Origin of the sequence: Streptomyces sp. NPDC029674, from assembly GCF_044903205.1 — a bacterium.
Lineage (GTDB): Bacteria > Actinomycetota > Actinomycetes > Streptomycetales > Streptomycetaceae > Streptomyces.
Genome location: NZ_JBJDPY010000004.1, coordinates 506648 through 525591, shown reverse-complemented (window position 1 = coordinate 525591; position 18944 = coordinate 506648). Strand labels below are relative to the sequence as shown.

Annotated in this window: 13 protein-coding genes; 9 read left to right on the top strand and 4 right to left on the bottom strand. The window is 71.4% G+C overall.

What is annotated here, in order from left to right:
* Positions 1-54: 54 nt before the first annotated feature.
* The 5 genes from ACI2L3_RS12910 (at position 55) to ACI2L3_RS12890 (ending at position 5331) form a co-directional block, all read left to right on the top strand.
* Entirely contained in the window at positions 55-843 is a 789-nt protein-coding gene (locus ACI2L3_RS12910) for an ArpA protein (protein ID WP_404752381.1), read from the top strand.
* On the top strand, positions 840-2168 hold the full coding sequence (locus ACI2L3_RS12905) for an APC family permease (RefSeq protein ID WP_404752380.1): 1329 nt from the start codon (positions 840-842) through the stop codon (positions 2166-2168). The genes ACI2L3_RS12910 and ACI2L3_RS12905 overlap by 4 nt, the downstream gene beginning before the upstream one ends.
* The gene (locus ACI2L3_RS12900; protein WP_404752379.1) at positions 2165-3154 is read left to right on the top strand and encodes an ornithine carbamoyltransferase; all 990 of its coding nucleotides are present in this window, start codon (positions 2165-2167) and stop codon (positions 3152-3154) included. Before ACI2L3_RS12905 ends, ACI2L3_RS12900 begins: the two co-directional genes overlap by 4 nt.
* Entirely contained in the window at positions 3151-3915 is a 765-nt protein-coding gene (locus tag ACI2L3_RS12895; protein WP_404752378.1) for an SDR family NAD(P)-dependent oxidoreductase, read from the top strand. The genes ACI2L3_RS12900 and ACI2L3_RS12895 overlap by 4 nt, the downstream gene beginning before the upstream one ends.
* 84 nt (positions 3916-3999) lie before the next feature.
* The gene (locus ACI2L3_RS12890; protein WP_404752377.1) at positions 4000-5331 is read left to right on the top strand and encodes an APC family permease; all 1332 of its coding nucleotides are present in this window, start codon (positions 4000-4002) and stop codon (positions 5329-5331) included.
* A gap of 8 nt (positions 5332-5339) precedes the next feature.
* On the opposite strand, the gene ACI2L3_RS12885 is transcribed toward ACI2L3_RS12890, so the two are convergent.
* Positions 5340-5810, bottom strand: coding sequence for an Lrp/AsnC family transcriptional regulator (locus ACI2L3_RS12885; RefSeq protein WP_404752376.1), 471 nt, complete (start codon positions 5808-5810; stop codon positions 5340-5342).
* Between the two features lie 76 nt (positions 5811-5886).
* Between ACI2L3_RS12885 and ACI2L3_RS12880 the strand changes: the two genes are divergently transcribed.
* Together ACI2L3_RS12880 and ACI2L3_RS12875 are read left to right on the top strand one after the other, a co-directional pair.
* On the top strand, positions 5887-6813 hold the full coding sequence (locus ACI2L3_RS12880; RefSeq protein ID WP_404752375.1) for an SMP-30/gluconolactonase/LRE family protein: 927 nt from the start codon (positions 5887-5889) through the stop codon (positions 6811-6813).
* 129 nt (positions 6814-6942) lie between these two features.
* Positions 6943-12609 (top strand): WD40 repeat domain-containing protein, encoded by a 5667-nt coding sequence (locus ACI2L3_RS12875; RefSeq protein ID WP_404752374.1) that lies wholly within the window; start codon positions 6943-6945, stop codon positions 12607-12609.
* Between the two features lie 30 nt (positions 12610-12639).
* On the opposite strand, the gene ACI2L3_RS12870 is transcribed toward ACI2L3_RS12875, so the two are convergent.
* Together ACI2L3_RS12870 and ACI2L3_RS12865 are read right to left on the bottom strand one after the other, a co-directional pair.
* The gene (locus tag ACI2L3_RS12870; protein WP_404752373.1) at positions 12640-14091 is read right to left on the bottom strand and encodes an MFS transporter; all 1452 of its coding nucleotides are present in this window, start codon (positions 14089-14091) and stop codon (positions 12640-12642) included.
* On the bottom strand, positions 14088-15035 hold the full coding sequence (locus ACI2L3_RS12865) for a nucleoside hydrolase (RefSeq protein ID WP_404752372.1): 948 nt from the start codon (positions 15033-15035) through the stop codon (positions 14088-14090). The genes ACI2L3_RS12870 and ACI2L3_RS12865 overlap by 4 nt, the downstream gene beginning before the upstream one ends.
* Before the next feature lie 276 nt (positions 15036-15311).
* On the opposite strand from ACI2L3_RS12865, the gene ACI2L3_RS12860 reads away from it, so the two are divergent.
* Positions 15312-16418, top strand: a complete 1107-nt coding sequence (locus ACI2L3_RS12860) for a LacI family DNA-binding transcriptional regulator (RefSeq protein ID WP_404752371.1) — start codon at positions 15312-15314, stop codon at positions 16416-16418.
* Between the two features lie 212 nt (positions 16419-16630).
* Positions 16631-17482 (top strand): calcium-binding protein, encoded by an 852-nt coding sequence (locus tag ACI2L3_RS12855; RefSeq protein WP_404752370.1) that lies wholly within the window; start codon positions 16631-16633, stop codon positions 17480-17482.
* A gap of 106 nt (positions 17483-17588) precedes the next feature.
* Here the strand turns inward: ACI2L3_RS12855 and ACI2L3_RS12850 are convergent, their stop codons facing one another.
* The gene (locus tag ACI2L3_RS12850) at positions 17589-18935 is read right to left on the bottom strand and encodes a M64 family metallopeptidase (protein WP_404752369.1); all 1347 of its coding nucleotides are present in this window, start codon (positions 18933-18935) and stop codon (positions 17589-17591) included.
* Positions 18936-18944 lie beyond the last annotated feature (9 nt).

The window sequence follows — 18944 nt, the reverse complement described above, 5'->3', positions numbered from 1 at the left end:
CCGAAGAGTAAGCCCGAAGAGCAAACCCTCTGCCGACCACGTGGGGAGCTGGTCATGCGACCGGACGACCGGATCGGGGGCCTCGTCCAGTCCCTCTCTGAACACCTCGTCGAGAATGTCGAGGAACACCTGCTGGAGAGCGCGCGCCGCGATTTTCTCCAGCTGGGATTCACGAAATTGCCCTTCCTGGTACCCGACCGAGTCAAAACATCGGTTGCGGACGAAATCGAAACCCTCGTCGCCGAACACGGTGTCCGCCGCCGCATGAGCTTCAAGGAGACCGGCGGCACCCCTCGGCTGATGCGCAATGTCCGCCACAAGGAAATCGACGAGTACGGCTCGGTCATTCCGGCGGTGTACGCCTCCGCGGGTCTCCTCGACGCGCTGGGGAAGGTCGCGGGCGAGCCGGTGCTCACCTGCCCGTACGAGCCGGAGCGGTATGTGATCACCGAGCTGGAGCAGTCCGGTGACACCCACGGCTGGCACTGGGACGACTACAGCTTCGCGCTCGTCTGGGTGGTCGCCTGCCCGCCCGCCGAGCACGGCGGATTCGTCCAGTGCGTGCCCCGCACGTACTGGAACAAGGAGGATCCGCAGCTGCACCGACAGTTCATCACGCAGCCCATCCACTCCTTCGAACTGCTGCCGGGCGACCTCTACTTGATGCGCACGGACACCACTCTGCACCGCGTCTATCCGCTCAGCGGCGGCCGTCGCCTCATCATCAACATGGGGTACGCGTCCCGCGCCGACCTGCACAAACAGATCAGTCACGAAACCATGGACGGACTCTGGAACGGCTCGCGCGACGACCAGGCGGGGCAGCCGAGGCAGACCGTATGACCTCGGCGGAGAGGGCCCGGGCCCAGGCGCCCGGGCCCCCTCGGCTGCCACGCAGACTGGGCACCCCCGGGCTCGTGGCGCACTACGTCACCTCCGTGATGGGCGCCGGCGTGCTCCTGATCCCCGCTCTCGCCTGGGCGGAGGCGGGGCCGCTCTCCCTGGTCGCGTGGGGGCTGCTCATCCTCTACAGCTATCCCTTCGCGCTGATCTTCGCGACGCTGTCCGTACAACACCCGACGAGCAAGGGCGTCGCCCAGTTCGTGGAAGCGGCGTTCGGCCCCCGGGCGGGCCGCATCGCCGCCGTCTTCCTCCTCATCACACTGCTCGCCGGCAATCCGGTCCTCGGCCTCGCGGCCGGCCGCTATCTGCTCGCGGCGGTCGATCCCACGGCGTCGAACCGGGCGGCCCTCCTCGCGGGCGCCGCCGTCATCGTGTTCTGCGTGGTGCTCAACCTCTGCGGGATCAAGGTGAGTACGCGGGCCCAGATGGCGGTTCTCGGCACCGTGGTGCTGTTGCTGGTCGCCGTCATCTGTCTGGCCCTGCCCGAGGGGGACTACACGCGCCTCGCGCCGTTCGCGCCGCACGGCTGGAGTTCTCTCGGCACTGCGTTGCTCATCTGCTTCTTCGGATTCATCGGCTGGGAGAACGCGGCGCCGGTGGCAGAGGAGGTGCGGGATCCCGCACGCACCTTCCCCAAAGGAATTCTCTACGCCGTCAGTTGTGTGGGGATCCTGTATTTCGCGATGGCGTTCACCGTCTCCGTGGCCCTGCCCGGGACTTCCGCGGGCCAGTCGGATCTGACGGCGTTCGTGCGGCTCCTGGAGGTGGCCACGGGTTCCGGGCTGCGGAGCACCGGATATCTCATCGCCGGAATCCTGCTGCTGCTCACCACCAACGCCTGGTGCCTGGGGACCTCGCGGGTCGTCTTCGCACTCGCCCGCGACGGCCTCCTTCCGACCGGGCTCAGCAGACTCTCCGCGCGCGGCAGGGTCCCGGCCCGCGCCGTTCTCGCCCTCCTGCCCGGCTACGCCGTACCGGTCGTCATCCTCCTGATCACCGACTCCAGCGAGACCACGCTGATCAAGGCGTCGTCGGCCACCTACCTGCTCATCTTCCTCATGGCCTTCCTCTCCGCCGCCCGGCTCCTCCCCCGGGGCCGCACCGCCCGCCTGAACCTGGCGGTCATCGCGGCCACCGTCGCCATGCTGCCGTTCTTCGGAGTCAGCGTCGTCATCGCCCTCGCGATGCTGCTCGTCGCCGTCATCGCCGAGCGGTGGCTGCGCAAGCGCGTCACCCCGCCCACCGAGACAGGAGTACTCACGTGACCGCGCGACACATCCTGCGAATACAGGACCTCACAGCCAAGGAAATGTCCTCCCTGCTCGATCTCGCCGAAGCGATGAAACGCGGCGACGACACACGCGCCCACCTGGCGGGCCGCTGCATCGGCCTGCTCTTCAACGTGCCGTCCACCAGGACCCGCGTCTCCTTCCAGGTCGCCGCCTCCCAACTGGGCGCCGTCAGTTATCCGTACGGCGTGGAGGAGTTACGGCTCGCCAACCGCGAGTCGATCGAGGACACCATCGGCGTACTCAACCGCTACCTCGACGCGCTCGTGGTCCGCTGGTACGACATGAACGAGTACGGCGCGGGGCACCGCCGCCTCCGCGCCATGGCCGACCGGGCGACGATCCCCGTCATCAACGCGCTGGACGACGAGGAACACCCCTGCCAGGTCCTCGCCGACCTCATGACACTGCGCGAGCTGTACGGCTCCCAGCAGGTCCCGGACCGGCGGATCGTGTACGCCTGGTCCTACTCACCGCGCCAGAAGACCCCCGGCGTGCTGCACTCCTCCATGATGGCCGCAGCCCTGCTCGGCCACCGCGTCACCGTCGCGCACCCGCCGGGCTTCGCCCCCGAGGAGCGCGTGACCAGCGCCGTCCAGGCCGTCGCCGCCCGCACCGGCGCGCGCGTCGACCTCACCCACGACTTGGAGGAGGCCGTCCGCGGCTGCGCCGCCGTGTACACCCTGAGCTGGAAGTCGCCCACACTCGCCGGCCAGGAGGAGATCCAGGCGCGGACCCGGCTCGCGGACCGGTGGCGGATCACCGAACCGCTGATGCGGCTCGCCGGCGACGAGGCGGTCTTCCTCGACTGCATGCCCACCAACCGTGGCGAGGAGGTCGACGCCGAGGTGAAGGACGGCCCCCGCTCGAAGATCTTCCAGCAGGCCGAGAACCGTCTGCACACCCAGAAGGCCCTCCTCACCCAGCTGTTCGACGGCACGCTCTCCGGAGGTCCGCGATGACGGCGGCACGGCCCGGCGCACGGGTGGCGCTGGTCACCGGGGGCGGCGGTGGCATCGGCCGCGCCGTCGCGCGGCGCCTCGCGGACGAGGGCGCGGCCGTCGCGGTCGTCGACCGGGACCAGGAGGCGGAGACGGTGGCCCGCGCCATCCGCGCCGCCGGCGGGCACGCCGAGCCGTTCCTGTGCGATCTCTCCGCGGAGGACGAGGTCGCGGCGCTGGTGAAGGAGGTCGTCGGCAGGTTCGGCGGCATCACCGACGTGTGCTGCGTCGCGGGGAGCATCCGGCGCGGGACGGTGCGGGAGCTGTCCCTGGACGACTGGCACGCGACGTTCGCCGACAACGTGGATTCGGTCTTCCTCGTGTGCCGGGCGGTGCTCCCTCTCATGGAGCGGGCCGGACACGGGAGCATCGTCACCGTCGCCTCCGGCTGGGGCCTGCGCGCCGGGGAGAAGGCCGCCGCGTACTGCACGGCGAAGGCCGGTGTGGTGATGCTCACCCAGGCCATGGCGCTGGACCACGGCCCCGCGGGCATCAGGGTCAACTGTGTCGCCCCGGGCGACACCCGCACCCCCATGCTCGCCCGTGAGGCGCACCAACTCGGCCAGTCCGACGCCGAGTTCCTCGCCGAAGCCGCGGACCGCCCGCTGGGCAGGATCGGCACGCCCGAGGACATAGCCGCGGCGGTGGCCTTCCTGGCGAGCCCGGATGCCGGCTTCGTCACGGGCGCCGTGCTGACCGTCGACGGTGGAGGCAGCGTCTGAGGGGAACCCTCGTGTCGAACGCCGTCCCACGCGGCGGCGTTCGACAGACTGAACGAGGGATTCCGCACCGAGGAGCACAAACGAGTGGCCGAGCAACTCACCGACAAGTCCGACGACCAGTCCGTCGGCCTCAAGAAGGCACTGACGACACCGCTGCTCTACTTCTTCATCCTCGGAGACGTGCTGGGGGCGGGCGTCTACGTCCTCGTCGGCCAGGTCGCCGCCGAGTCGGGCGGGGCCGTATGGGTGCCCCTCGTTCTCGCCCTGCTGCTCTCCCTGCTGACGGCCGCCTCGTACGCCGAGCTCGCCACGAAGTATCCGAAGGCCGGGGGCGCCTCCCACTACGCGACGCTCGCCTACGGGCCGTTCGCCGGATTCCTGGCCGGGTTCTGCATGCTGGCGGCGGGCATCGTCTCCGTGGCCGCGCTGGCCCGCGGCTTCGCCGGGGAGTACCTGACCGCCTTCGTCACCCTGCCCGTCGTCCTGGTGGCGGCCCTCTTCCTGGGTGCCCTGGCCCTGCTCAACGCGCGCGGGATCAGTGAGTCCACCCGCGCCAACGTGGCCGCGACCGTCATCGAGGTGGGCGGGCTGCTGATCGTCATCGGCCTCGGCGTGTGGCTGTTCCTGCGCGGCGACGGCGACGCCGGGCGGCTCGTCCAGCTCGGCACCGCCGAGAAGGGGGCAGCGGCCGGGGTCCTGAGCGGGACCGTGCTCGCGTACTACTCCTTCGTCGGCTTCGAGACCTCCGTCAACGTCGCCGAGGAGACCCGCGACCCACGCCGCTCCTACCCTCGCGCCCTCTTCGGCGCCCTCGTGACGGCGGGGGCCGTCTACGCCCTCGTCGGGATCGTCGCCTCGGTGGCCGTCCCCACCGAGACGCTGGCCGACTCCAGCGGCCCGCTGCTCGAAGTGGTGCGGGAGGCCGGCGGGGTGCCGCCGAAGCTGTTCAGCGCCATCGCCCTCGTCGCCGTCGCCAACGGCGCGCTGCTCACCGGCATCATGAGCTCACGCCTTGCCTACGGCATGGCACGCGACGGGCTCCTGCCGCACTTCCTCACGCGTGTGCTGCCCGGCCGCCGCACCCCCTGGGCGACCATCGCGGCCACGACCGCCCTGTCGTTCCTGCTGGCGCTGACGGGGGACGTGGAGACGCTCGCCTCCACGCTCGTGCTGCTGCTCCTCGTCGTGTTCTTCCTCGTCGACACGGCCGTCCTCGTGCTGCGCCGGGACCGTGTGGAGCGGTCCCACTTCCGGGCGTACACCGTCCTGCCCGTCCTCGGCGCGGCCTCCTGCGTGCTGCTCGCCACGCAGATCGAGGCCGAGGTGTGGACGCGCGGCCTGATCGTCCTGGCGGTCGGCGTGGTCCTCGGCGCGGTGGCCGCCGTGCGCCGCCGCGGAACGTCGGCCCCGAGCTGAGGCGGCGCCTACTCCGAGGCCTGGCGGCGCTCGGGCAGGGGCGAGACCGGGCGTTCGAAGAACGTCTCCAGGGAGACCGTGGCGTGTGTGCCGCTGACGCCCTCGATCGCGTACAAGCGGCGCAGCACGTCCTGCAGTTGCCGGGTGGTGGCCATGCGGACCTTCACCAGGACCGAGGCGCTGCCCGCGATGACGTGCGCCTCCTGTATCTCGGGGATCGCGGCGAACGCGTCCGCGGACTCCCCCATCCACGCCGTCGAGTCGACCATCACGAAGGCGAGCACTCCGCGGTCGAGCGCGGCGGGGTCCACGTCGACGGTCGTGCGCCGGATGACGCCGCGCTCGCGCAGCTTGCGGACCCGCTCGTGTGCGGCGCCCGCGGAGAGTCCGGCGCCCTTGCCGAGCGCGGCGTACGAGATCGTCGCGTCCTCCTGGAGGAGGGAGATCAGCCGACGGTCCACGTCATCCACAGTCACCATGGCGCAACCATACAGCGTTCTGGCATAGTCATGATCGTCCGAACGACATTCGGTTCCTGGCGGCTAAGGGGTATTCATGTCCGGCGATGACAGCACCTCCCTGTACGAGATCCTGGACGAGCGGTTCCGTACCGGACGGTGCGCGAACGGGGACGACCGGCTGGAGAAGCTGTACGGGGGCTGCCGGTGGGCCGAGGGCCCGCTGTACCTGCCCGCCTGGCGCCAGCTCGTCTGGAGCGACATCCCGAACGACCGGCTGCTGCGCTGGGACGAGGAGACCGGCGCGGTCTCCGTCTTCCGCTCGCCGGCCGGGCACGTCAACGGCAACACCGTCGACCGTGAGGGCCGGCTGATCTGCTGCGAGCAGGGCAACCGCCGGGTCACCCGCACCGAACCCGACGGCCGCGTCACCGTCCTCGCCGAGCGGTTCGAGGGGAAGCGGCTGAACAGCCCGAACGACGCGGTCGTCCACTCGGACGGTTCGGTGTGGTTCTCCGACCCGGACTTCGGGATCACCAGCGACTACGAGGGCTTCCGCGCGGAGCCCGAGATCGACGGCCGCAACGTGTACCGGATCGACCCCTCGACGGGCGAGGTGCGGTTGGTCGCGGACGGTTTCGGGGCGCCGAACGGGCTCGTCTTCTCGCCCGACGAGCGGCAGCTGTACGTCTCCGACACGGGGGCCGGCCGCATCCGGGTCTTCGACGTACGCGAGGACGGCACGCTCTCCGAGGGCAAGGTGTTCGCCGAGACGAAGGACGACGTCAGCCGGTTCGACAACCTCCGCTTCGACGACGGCGGCCGCCTGTGGGCCGCCGCCATCGAGGGAGGGGTGCACTGCTACGACCCCGACGGCACCCTGATCGGCCGGCTGCGGGTGCCGGAGCCGGTGTCGAACATCGCCTTCGGCGGCCCGAAGAACAACCGGCTCTTCATCACGGCGACCAGCTCGCTCTACTCTCTGGTGATGGCCGTGACGGGGCTGCCGCGCGTGCGCCCCTGAAGGTCGTACGAATGTTTGCCCATTCGCTCGTTGTGGCGATATCCCTCCTCACCTCCATGACGAGAAGCTGATCGGTGGCCATCGCCAACGGCGCCCGGCCGGCGCACGGCTTCCCGAGGGAGTGTCACCGTGAGGACGATCGAGCAGGTCGTGTCCAGGCACCATCCCGCGTTCGACGTCCCGGCCCTGCACCTGGGGCTCGGCCGGGACGACCACGTCTATCTGGTGATCGGCGGTCGCACGGGCGGCCAGGCGCTGCGGCTCGGGCCGGACGGCTCGGCGCGGCGGTTCGGGCGGGTCGGGTACGCGGCGTTGGCGATCACGGCCGATGCGGAGGGGGTGATCGCGACCGCCGAGACCCACTACCCGCACCGGATCGACTTCTGGGACAAGGATTTCAACCGGCTCGGCAGCATCGACGACTTCACCGCCAACGACACGGACGGCTACTTCGCGCCCTCGGCCGTCGAGGCCGCCCGGTCAGGCTGGTTCTACGCCATCGACCAGCACCGCGGACAAGTGGTCCGGCTGAAGCCCGGCGCCGTGGACAAGCGCATCACTCTCACCGGGCTCGACGAGAACGCCACCTCCAAGGGGGGCCCGGCGGGGTTGCGGGTGGCCGAGGAGCGCGGGCTGCTCTGCACCGCCTGGCCCACGACGGCCGGGGCCGGACTCATCTGTGTCTCGACGCTCGACGGGGCGCACGTGCGGAGCATCAAGGTGCGGCCCGCGGGCTCCGCCTTCGGGGGTTACGACGTGGACGACGACGGACTGCTCCACGTCTCCACCGGGGCGGCGAAAGAGCCGGAGCGGCGGCAGGTGACCGTCTATGACGCGCAGGGCCGGCCCGAGCACACGGTCCCCCTGGCCCTGCCCGAGGACCCATACACGGTGCAGGACCTCAGGGTGCGCGGCACGTCCTACTACGTGAAGCGCAACGACCCCAAGTATCTGTTCGAGGTGTACGACTTCAGCGGACAGCTCGTGCGTCGCGTCGGCGCCGACATCGAGCGGCTCTCCGTGTCGTACGAGGCGGACGAGTGGACCGCGGGACGGAAGATGCCGCTGACGATCGTTCACGAGCGGGGAGGGTGGTCCGCCGAGCCGCGCTTCCGGGTGTGGCTGCGACCGCTCGGCGTACCGGAGTTCACCGAACTGTCCCTCACCGCCGGGGCGGTCACCCCGCCCGCCGACGCGCGGGGCCTCTACCACCTGCGGGTGTCGCCCGACGTCGCCGGACGGATCGGCGAGTACGTCGTGGACGGCATCGTGCAGATCCGCACGCCCGAGAGCACCAAGGGTTCGCTGTCCCTGATGACCTGTCGCGTCGGCACCGGCGCGGGCGGCGCCGAGACGTTCACCGCACTGAACCGCTTCTCCTACGGCCGCGGCGAACCCATCACCGTGCGTGTCGTGGCCCGGGTGGCCGACGGCACGCCGCTGCCGGGCAGCGCGCGCGTGCGGCTGCTGCGGGACGGGGCGGAGGTCCACGCCGAGAACGTCACCCTGACGGACGGCCGCGGCCGCCTCGAACTCACCGCGCGGTACACCGGCACGCTGGCGCCCGGACGGTACGTCGTCGACGCCGAGCGGCCGCCCGGCTTCACCGTCGCACCGCAACACCTCGACCTCGGCCCCGGTCTCGGGCGGCGGCCGGACTTCCACATCACCTGGTACAGCGACATCTACGCCAACAACCACGCGAGCATCCCCTCCGACCCCCGTGACGTCGTCAAGAACCCCTCGACGCAGCGCCTGCCGGCCTTCGCGGACCTCCCGGACACCGTCGAGGACCACGTCGCCAGGGCCGAGAAGCTCGGCCTCAACCTTTTCGTGGACCGTCTCGGCCTCCTGTGGCCCGCGTCGTTCAAGGACGCCGCCGCCGACGCCGCCGTCGTCGACCGGCTGAAGCTCTCGAAGACCGCCGTCCACTGGGACAAGGCGATGTTCGAGGATCCGGCCCGCCGCACCATCGCCGGCTACGGCGCCCGCGGCATGGAGATTCAGGCGGTCCTCTACGCCAACGACACTTACCTCCCGCTCACTTGGCCGAAGAACCACGAAACACGCAAGCAGCCGGAGGTGGACCGCGACCTGCTGAACACCACCTCCAGCCTGCACACCTACGCGGCGTTCCGCGGCTGGACCTGGGGCGCGAACTGGTGGGTGCCCGGCATCGGCGCGGCCGCCGCGCAGAACGAGGACGAGCGGAAGCGGTACACCGACGCGCTGGAGCTCGTCGAGGAACCCGGGGGCTGGGTGCCGATCCTCGACACCGTCACCGACCGCTCGATCGCCCTCAAGCCCGCGGACGCGGCCCGGTTCCGCGGCATCCTGAACGAGCGCTTCCCCGGCATGGTCAGCGCGATGACCGGCCCCTACCGGGAACCACAGAACCTGCCCCCGGTCAGGTTCGCGCCCGCCGACGAGGTCGACCTGCACTACCAGGGCGAGCAGCTCCAACTCATGGGCGCAACCGCCCACATGGTCGACTACTACCGGCGCCCCGGCAAACCCGCCTGGGGCCACCTGGAACTCTTCAACGACGACGGCACCGGCGGCATGTTCCTGCCGACGCTGCTGCAGCAGGTGATGCGGGGCGCGAACGGCACCGGCATGACCGGCGACCAGGGCGCCTACCACCTGGAGGGCGTCACCGCCCTCGACGAGCGCGGCGCCGGCAGCGGCGGCAGGCCCGGTGATCCCCGCTCCGGCGGCGCGGGCCGCACGTCGATGCTGCGGGCCGCGTTCGACCTGTGCGCCCGCCTGGGGCCCACGACCGCGGCCGCCCGCAACGCCGACCGCGTCGCGATCGTCGTCTCCACCCGTATGCAGCGCCTGGAGACCTCGCAGGGCCTCAGCAGCAAGTACTTCATGCGGCTCTTCGAGGCGTACACGGCCTGCATGTACGCCCACCGACCGGCCACCTTCGTCTTCACCGAGGACGTCAGCGCCGATGTCCTGCGCGGTTACGACGCCGTCCTGCTGATCGGCCAGCGCGTCGACCTGGACCCGCGCCTCGCCGCGGCGCTGGCCGAGGCGGGCCGGGGGCCGGACGCCGTGCCCGTCTACGCCGACGACAGCTGCGTCCAGCGCCACCGGGACGCCTACCGCGCCCTCGGCACCGCCTTCACCCATGTCGAGAGCGACGGGACGCCACAGAGCGACGACGACTCCTACCGCCGCCTCCGCCGGGTCTTCCTCGACCAGGCGGCCAAGGTCACCGCCGCCCTGCAGGGCGTCGTCACGCCGGTCGCCGAGTGCGACAACCCCGAGGTGTGGCTCAGCGAGCGGAAAGCCGGGCGGACCACGTACATCTGGGTGGTCAACAACACGCTGCTCGACTGGGAGTCGAGCCTGGTCTGGCGCGTGGGCCTGCGGTGCGGCCACCGGATTCCCGTGCAGGCGAAGCTGAAGGTGGCGCTGCCCGCGCTGCACCAGGTCGTCGACGTGCTCACCGGGGAGCGGGTCAGCCTGCTCGGCGGGGAGTTCACCGCCGATCTGCGCACCGTTCCCGCCCGGCTCTACGCCGTCGTGCCGCTGACGCACGACCCGCTGCCGCCCCCGGCCGAATACGCCTTCGGCCCGCACGTGCGCGACATCGCGGTCGCCGCCGACGGCCGCACCGCCGCGCTCACCGCCTTCAACTGGGACCACAACCTCTACGGCCTCGACCTCGCCACCGGCACCACACGCTGGCGCCGCCGCCTCGGCCATCACTTCGCCTACACCCCCAGCGCCCCCGGCGACGGCTTCGCCGCACAGGGCTTCGACGTGCACAGCGCCGAGGGCTACCACCTGTACCTGCTGGGCGCCGACGGGTCGCCCCGGCGCCGCTTCGCCCTGTTCGGCCTGGCCAAGAAGGCCACCGACTGGACCAAGGGCGAGTGGGGCCACGACTACGGCCTGAACAACTTCGCGGCGGCGCCCGGCGGTTCCTGGATCGCCACCTCGGGCGACCTCGGGCTCGCGCTGTGGGACAGCCGGGGTACGGAGGCACGCGAGAGGTGGGCGCACGAGTGGTGGAAGACCGGCGAGCGGACCCCGCTGCGGCTCCTCGCGCTCGACGACGACACCCTCATCACCTTCGCGGCGGACACGATCACCGGACTCGCCGCGGCGAACGGCTCCACCCTGTGGTCGATCCCCACCGCCCCGGGGAGCTTCGGCGGCGGTGTCGTCAGCGGCGACCGGCGCACCGCGGTGATCTGGTCGGACGCCGACGGCGGCCGGGTGTACGTGATCCGCGGCGGCGCCCTCGTCAACACCATCCCCACCGCCGCCGACGAGGTCTCCGTCAGCGCCGACGGTTCGTTCCTCGCGGTCACCTTCCGCAACCGGCTCAAGGCGTACGACGCCGGGCGCGGACTGCTGTGGACGTACACCGGGGACGATCTGCTGCGCCGACCCCGGGTCTCCCCGGACGGCAGCCGCGTCGCCGTCGGCAGCGAACTCGGCACCCTCGCCGTACTGGGGCGCGACGGCACCCCGCTGATCACGAAGGACCTCAAGGCGCTGCCGGTGTCGGCCTGGCTGCCCGACGGCGGCCTCCTCGTCGCGACCTGGACGGGCACCGTCATCCGCTGCACCGCCGGCCTCGACGAACGCTGGCGGACCCGGCTGACCCCGTCCGAGACCGACATCCGTCCCGAGCTCCTCTCCCCCGACCCCGTCCCGGTGGTCCGCCGCGCGGGCTGGGGCAACACCACGGCGCCCAAGGACCTGACTCCCAACCTGATCACGACCACCTCCGCCCTCTTCGACGTACGCCTCGTCAACCCGACCCGGCATGTCGACCTCGGCAAGCAGAACGCGGTCGCCCTGCTCACCGACGGCCGCGCCGACCCGCCGGCCGAACCGTGGGTGCCCTGGTCGGTCATCGGCGCCATCCGCGTCCAGGAGGGGCAGGAGCTCCAGTTCACCGTCGACACGTTCCGCACGCAGGTCCGGCTCACGGGCGTGACCTTCGCCGAGGACCCGGCGCACCCCGTGTCATGGCTGCGTGACGTCCAGCTGCAGTGGTGGGACACCCGGGCCGGGCTCTGGAAGGACGGCCCGAAGCTCCTCTCCGACGCGGGCGCCGTGCACACCCATACCTTCGAGCCCCTGTCCTCCTCCCGCTTCCGGCTGCGCACCACCGGCGGCGGCAGCTGGCCCGTGGGCAACATCCGCCTCGGCGAACTCGTGTTCCACGGCACCGCGACGGGCAACTCCCACCGGGACGTGCTGGACGACCGCGCGCTCGCCGTCCTCTTCGACGACCGGGAGGACGACGTGCGCGACATCGTGGAGAACAGCGCGGCCGCCGACATCCAGCTCGGCGGCGCGGCCGTCGGGAACAGCTGCCTGCGGCTGAAGGCCGCGGTGGAGCGCTACCCCACGTCGAGGGCGCCCTACGGGCACGCCATGCACGACTGGGACTTCAGGATCGTGGAGAACCCGAGCGCCCCGGGCCAGTACCGCTACCTCCAGTTCGCCTGGAAGGCCCTCAGCGTCCGGACCACGGGGATCAGCGTCCGGCTCGGACCCGCGAGGTCCGCCCCCGTCTTCTCGGCGTCCATCGGCGACTCGCACTGGCCACCGCAGACCTCCCTGGTCGAGAAGAGGTTCCAGGGCCGCGTCCCCGCCGACTGGGAGGTCGTACGCCTCGACCTGTGGAAGTTCACCGCCGGAGCGGTCAAGGTCGTCGACCAGCTCGCACTGCGCAGCAACGGCGACGGCGCCCTGTTCGACCAGATCGTCCTCGCCCGCACCGAGGCGGACCTGCCGGACCTTCCGCTGCCCCCGTCGACGTGACGGCCGCGGGGGCCGGGCGGCACGGCGCGCTCACTCCGTGACTTCCGCCTCCACCGGCTTGGGGATGAGGAAGGACGTCGCGAAGGCCGCCGCGAGGAGGGCGACTCCGGCGATCATGCCTGCCGTGTAGCCGGCGGGCGAGGTCTTGTCGGCCGGTTCCGCGGCGGTCTGCACGGCGTAGAGGACGGCGAAGCTGAGGCCCGCGCCGAGGTTGAAGGCGCCCGCGTTCAGACCGGGCAGGAAGCCCGGGTTCTCCTTCGGGGAGAGCACGATGCCGAGGCCGTTGAGGACGATGTTGCCCACGCCCGCGTAGGTGACGCCGATGAGGATCGACGCGGCGAGGAGCAGCAGCCGCGAGTCGGCGTGCAGGGTGAACAGCATCAGGGCGACCGTCACGGCCGAGCCGATGAGGCCGAGGCGCAGGATGCGGCCGTAGCCGTACGTGGCAGCCAGGCGTCCGGCGAGCGGGCCCATGGCGAGGCCGGCGAGGGCGTACGGCGTGAGGGTCCACCAGGCCGATTGCTCGGCGCTCATGCCGAAGCCTGCCTGGGCGTCCTGCGCGAAGGCGGGGATCATGCCGTTCATGACGGCGAAGACGCCGGTCATGGTGAGGACGGTGGTGAGCAGCAGTGCCCAGGTGGAGCGCCGGCGCAGGTGGCGGGTGGCGACCAGGGGGTGGCTGCTGCGGTCCTCGATGCGCCAGAACAGGGCGAAGGCGATGGCGGTGACGACGAAGAGGGCGACGACGAGCGGCCAGTTCGCGTTGCCGAGCTTGCCCGCCTCGTTCAGGGCGATGAGGGCCGCGCCGACGGAGATGACCAGGAGGGTGACGCCGGGCCAGTCCATGCGGGTGTCGGCCGTGTGGGCGGCCTTCGACTCGGGGGTGAGGGTGGCGACGAGGAGCGTGGCGATCGCGGCCACGCCGGCCATGACCCAGAACACCGACTGGAAGCCGTGGTGGTCGGCGAGGTAGCCGCCGGCGAGGGAGTCGACGCCCGCGATGCCGCCGTTGACGGCGGTGATGACACCGAGCAGCGTGCCGTACTTCTTCGGTTCGTGGACCTCGTTGCGCAGCATGATGAGGCAGAGCGGCACGGTGGGCCCGGAGACGCCCTGGATGACGCGGCCCGCGAAGAGCATCGGCACGCTCTCGGCGAGCGCGGCGACGACGCAGCCGACGACCATCAGCGCCAGCATGCCGGTGAGCACCCTGCGGCGGCCGACGAGGTCGCCGAGGCGCGGCAGGAAGAGCGAGAAGAGCGCGGCCGAGGTGAAGAACGCGGTCTGGGTGAGGCCGATCTCGGCGGAGGTCGCGCCGAGGGAGTCCTCGATGTTCTTCAGGGCGGGGCTGAGCATGCTCGCGTTGAGCTGGAAGGCGAAGCAGGCCGCGAGGAGCGCGGCGACCAGGACGCCGATGCGCACGGGGCGGGAGCCGCGGGCGCCGCCGGGTGCGGCGGTGGGTTCGGTGAAGGAGGCGTTCATGCGCTGACGTCGCCGATCCGCTCGAGGGCGTCCACGATCAGGTCCCAGAAGCGCGTGTGGTCCAGGTCGACGGCGACCTGGGTGGTGCAGTCGTCGGGGGCCGGGGCGCGGAAGTCCGTCACGGTCATGCCGAGGGTGAGGGTTCCGGTGAGCTCGACGTCCACGGGGGCCTTGCGGACGGTCATGACGCTCGGGTCGATGACGTACGCGACGGCGCACGGGTCGTGGACCGGCGGCGCCTCGAAGCCCTGCGCCTCCAGGTACATGGCGCCGAAGAAGTCGAGGAGCTCGTTGACGAAGAGGGCGGGCTTGGTGCCGACCTTGCCGATGCGCTCGATGACCTCGGGGGTGGCGAGGGCCTGGTGGGTGAGGTCGAGGCCGACCATGGTGACGGGCCAGCTCTCGTTGAAGACGATGTGCGCGGCCTCGGGGTCGATCTTGATGTTGAACTCGGCGACGGGGCTCCAGTTGCCCGTGTGGTAGCCGCCGCCCATGAGGACGACCTCGCGGACGCGCTCGACGATGCGGGGCTCCTTGCGGGCGGCCAGGGCGATGTTGGTGAGGCCCGCGGTGGGGACGATGGTGATCTCGCCGGGCTCGTGGGCCATGACCGTGTCGATGATGAGGTCGACGGCGTGGCGCTCGTCCAGGGCGAGGGTGGGCTCGGGCATCAGGGGGCCGTCGATGCCGCTCTCGCCGTGGATGTCCGGGGCGTTCTCGATGTCGCGCACGAGGGGGCGGGGGCATCCGGCGGCGAAGGGGACGCCGGTGATGTTCGCGATGCGGGCCACCGACAGGGCGTTGCGGGTGACCTTCTCCAGGGTCTGGTTGCCCACCACGGTGGTGACGGCTACCAGGTCGACATCCGGGTTGCCGTGCGCCAGGAGCATGGCGATCGCGTCGTCATGTCCGGGGTCGCAGTCCAGGATGATCTTTCGGGGCATCGCGGAACCTCTTTGTTCGGCTGAGCCGTCGCTGCGCGGCGACGGCTCGGGAAAACGTTCTCCGAAGACTCTGTGCACAGGTGCGAATTATGTCAATGGCCGAAACCACACCCTGGCAAACTCGCCCGGAACGGACAGGGAACGGACAGGCACTGGAGCGGGGCAACTACGGCGCAACCGGCGCAATGCGCCCCGGAATCAGGGTCTGGTCGTGATGAACACCCGCTGATAACGTTTGCCGAAATTTGATCGGCTCGTCGAAAGGGTGGGCGCGGCGTGGGGGACGTAACGCTGAGAGACGTGGCCCGGGCCTCGGGCTGCTCCGTCGCCACGGTGTCCCGGGTCCTGGCCGGCACGCGCCCCGTCGGCGCGGAGACCGCCCGCCGCGTCCGCGAGGCCGCCGACGCGCTCGGTTACCGGCCCAACCACGCGGCCCGCGCCCTGCGCAGCCGCTCCACGGGCACGGTCGGGCTCGTCCTGCCGCAGATCACGAACCCCTTCTACCCCACGCTGGTACGGGAGTTGACGCACGTCCTGCATGCCGACGGGCGCGCCGTGCTGCTGGCCGACTGCGACGACGACCCGGCGGCCGAGGCGGAGTACATCGCCGACCTGCTGAGCCGGCAGGTGGACGCGCTCCTCGTGATCCCGGCGGACGAGGAGCGCAGCCGGGAGGCGGTGGCAGCGGCGGCGGCGCGGGTGCCGCTGGTCCTGATGGACCGCGGCTGCGGCCCGGGCGTCGCCGACTCCGTCGCCGTCGACAACACGGCGGGCATGGCCCTCGTCCTGTCCCATCTGGCCGCCGCGGGCCGTCGCCGCGTCTGCTTCCTCGGCGCGGCGGGGACGGCCTCGGCGGCCGCCGAGCGGCGCGCCGCCTATGCCGCGGGGGCCGGCGCGCTCGATCCCGGGGCGCCGGACCGGGTGGCTCTCGGCGACTTCTCCGTGGAGTGGGGGCGGGCCGCGGTCGACGAGGTGTGGCCCGCCCGCCCCGACGCCCTGGTCTGCGCAAACGACCTGATCGCCATCGGGGCGCTGCAGCGCCTCCAGCAGCTCGGCGCGGACGTGCCCGGCGATGTCGCCGTCACCGGTTTCGACGACATCCCGATGGCGGCGCTCTCCGCACCCGGCATCACCACGGTCCGCCAGCCGGTGGCCGAACTCGCCGCCGAAGCGGCGCGGCTCCTCGGCCGCCGTCTCTCCGACGGCACGGAGGGCGCGCGGCGTGCGATACGGCTCGCTCCCGAGCTCGTCGTGCGCGAGTCGAGCGTGCGGGGCGGGGCGGCCGCCGTGTCCGGGGCCGGCGGGGGGCGGCTCGGCGTGCCGCCCGCCGCCCGCCGTCCTGACGGCACAGCCGCTGAGGCCTACACCGAGCACGCAGGCTGAGCGGGTCGGCGGGCGGGGAGCGCGGTGCTGGGCCCGCGTCGCCCTCACGAGCCGATGGTCCTCGCGGCGACACCGGTCACATACCGGACACCACGCCGTCCGCCACTGTTCATGACCCGCCGGGCAACTCCGATTTCGGGCCTCTTGTCTAACTGGGTGACCAGAAGCATCACTGCACCACGTACACCCTGAAGGGTCACTTTCGTATGCGCATGCACCGGACCATCGCAGCCGCCACCGCCACCCTCGCCCTGGCTCTCGGCACGGCCGGCTTAGCCGCGTCGGCCGCCCAGGCCGCCCCGTCCGCCGCTCGGGCCACGGGCTCCGTCGTCGTCGCGGACGGCGAGCTCTGGTACAAGGCTGCACCCGGCCAGCAGAACCAGGTGACGGTCGACGAAGAGATCGACAACCGCGGTGAGCACGACTCCTACTACATCGTCACCTTCCACGACCGGTACGACATCGACATCTCCGCCGACGCGGCGGAGTGGGACAAGTGCGTGTATCCCCAGGAGGGCGACCGCACCGCCGTGCGATGCGAGTTCAAGATCCCGGAGAACTCGGACGACTCCGACACCTACCGCATCGACCTCGGCGACAAGAACGACACCGCGACCCTCGCGCCGGACAGTCAGGCCTGGGCCGGGGTCTACGGCGGCGCGGGCAACGATGTCATCAAGGCGTCGGAGTCCGCGCTCCTGCACGGCGGTGACGGCGACGACCGTCTCGACGGCGGCGGCGGCCCGATGGGCTTCGGCCCGTGGGGCGACGCCGGGAACGACACCCTCACCCGCTGCAGCCAGGACTGCTTCGGCGGTCCCGGCAACGACTCCCTGACCGGCACCGGCGAGGAGAACAACCTGCACGGCGAGGACGGCCACGACGTCCTGCACGGCAAGGGCGGCGCCGACGTCCTCTACGGCGGCAAGGGCAACGACAAGCTGTACGGCGAGGCGGGCGACGACACGCTGTGGGGCAACAGCGGCGACGACGTCCTGTGGGGCGGCACGGGCACGGACAAGCTCTCCGGCGGCCCGGGCCGCAACGAACTCCACCAGGACTGACCGGCCCCGTTCCCCGCTGCGACGTTCCGGTCAGGCCCGGACCGCGCCACCCTCACCCCCGACCTGAGACACCGGGTCGGGCGGTGAGGACCGGCGGATCAGTCGGTCAGCGCTTCACCCGCCACGTGAGCGAGTCGCTGAGCAGGGCGCGGAGCGCAGGATCGCGGACGGCCTTCGTCGGGTCGGTGGCGCGGACGGACAGTTCGCGGGTGCGGCTGTCGGCCGGGACTCCGAGGGAGCGGGGCGTGACCACGGTCTCGTTCCTGGCGCGCCGGACCTCGCGTCCGTCGACGCTCCAGCGCAGCCTGATGCCGTCCGCCACCCGCACGCGGACCTTGTCGCCGCGTCGCACGGTGCGGTCCGTGGGCGTGACGGCGGTGGCGACGGAGGCGTGCCGGTGGAAGCCGGCGATCATGGCCTCGCGCCCGGGGAGGTTGAACTCGCGGCCGAGCGTACGCATGATCGAGTCGGTGGTGGGGCGGTAGAGGCCGCGCGGGTAGTAGCCGCCGCCCTCGTACGCGCCGACCTTCCCGCCGTCCGGCGAGGTCCGGCCGATCCACCGGTACCACTTCTTCTTCTGGGCGGTCAGCTGGTCGGCCCGCAGCTTGCTGATGTTGGTCTCCCAGGGCTCGGCGCCCCGGTACGTGCCGTACTCGTCGTACCAGTACTCGTCGGCCAGCTTGCCCAGCGAGTGGCCGGTCTCGTGGACGACGACCTGGTCGGACTGGGCGTTGTCCGACGAGGCGGTGGCGATGCCGTCGTAGCCGGACGGCGAGGTGATGTCGTTGTAGCCGGCGCCGCCGTACTTGATGGAGTTGGCGAGGACGATGACCAGGTCGGGGTCGGCGGCCTTCTTCGCGTACGTCTCGACCTTGTTGGTGTCGACGCACAGCAGCCGCTCGATGCCGTCGCAGAAGAAGCCGGAGCCGAGGGCCGTGTCCTTGACGGTGCCGTTCGTCGGGTCGCCGGAGACGCCGGACTGCCGGGAGACCGCGTCGACCGCCCATACGTTGAACAGGCCCTTGTACGAGGCGTACGGCTCGACGGCGGAGACCTTCGCCCACTTGGCACGCACGTCGGCGTGGAAGTCCTCCTGCTGGGAGGCGGTGTAGCCGTCGCCGATGAAGACGACGTCGAGCTTGGCGTCCGTCGGGCCCGCTTCGACGATCGGGATGACGTCGCCGTCGCCCTTGATGTCCGCGCGCTCCTTCGCGGAGAGCGCCGGAGAGGCGGGCACCTGGGTGTGGCGGGGGTGGGCGCCGGGGCCGGTGAAGTACTCGACGCGCTCGGTCCGGGCGGCCTCGGCCTCCGGGTCCGCCGCCGTGGCCGTGCCCGCGGGGGCGGTGGCGACGACCGCCGCGGTGAGGGCGATGCCGGTGGCGAGAGCGATGCGCAGGGGCGTGCGTCTGGCACGGCCGCTTGCTCGGCCGGGTATTCGATGCGTGGGGGGCATGGGCGTCCT

Excerpts from the sequence above, each read along its gene's own strand:
- ACI2L3_RS12905 (WP_404752380.1), top strand. The coding sequence starts at position 840 with ATGACCTCGGCGGAGAGGGCCCGGGCCCAGGCGCCCGGGCCCCCTCGG.
- ACI2L3_RS12895 (WP_404752378.1), top strand. The coding sequence starts at position 3,151 with ATGACGGCGGCACGGCCCGGCGCACGGGTGGCGCTGGTCACCGGGGGC.
- ACI2L3_RS12910 (WP_404752381.1), top strand. The coding sequence starts at position 55 with ATGCGACCGGACGACCGGATCGGGGGCCTCGTCCAGTCCCTCTCTGAA.
- ACI2L3_RS12865 (WP_404752372.1), bottom strand. The coding sequence starts at position 15,035 with ATGCCCCGAAAGATCATCCTGGACTGCGACCCCGGACATGACGACGCG.
- ACI2L3_RS12885 (WP_404752376.1), bottom strand. The coding sequence starts at position 5,810 with ATGGTGACTGTGGATGACGTGGACCGTCGGCTGATCTCCCTCCTCCAG.
- ACI2L3_RS12870 (WP_404752373.1), bottom strand. The coding sequence starts at position 14,091 with ATGAACGCCTCCTTCACCGAACCCACCGCCGCACCCGGCGGCGCCCGC.
- ACI2L3_RS12855 (WP_404752370.1), top strand. The coding sequence starts at position 16,631 with ATGCACCGGACCATCGCAGCCGCCACCGCCACCCTCGCCCTGGCTCTC.
- ACI2L3_RS12850 (WP_404752369.1), bottom strand. The coding sequence starts at position 18,935 with ATGCCCCCCACGCATCGAATACCCGGCCGAGCAAGCGGCCGTGCCAGA.
- ACI2L3_RS12880 (WP_404752375.1), top strand. The coding sequence starts at position 5,887 with ATGTCCGGCGATGACAGCACCTCCCTGTACGAGATCCTGGACGAGCGG.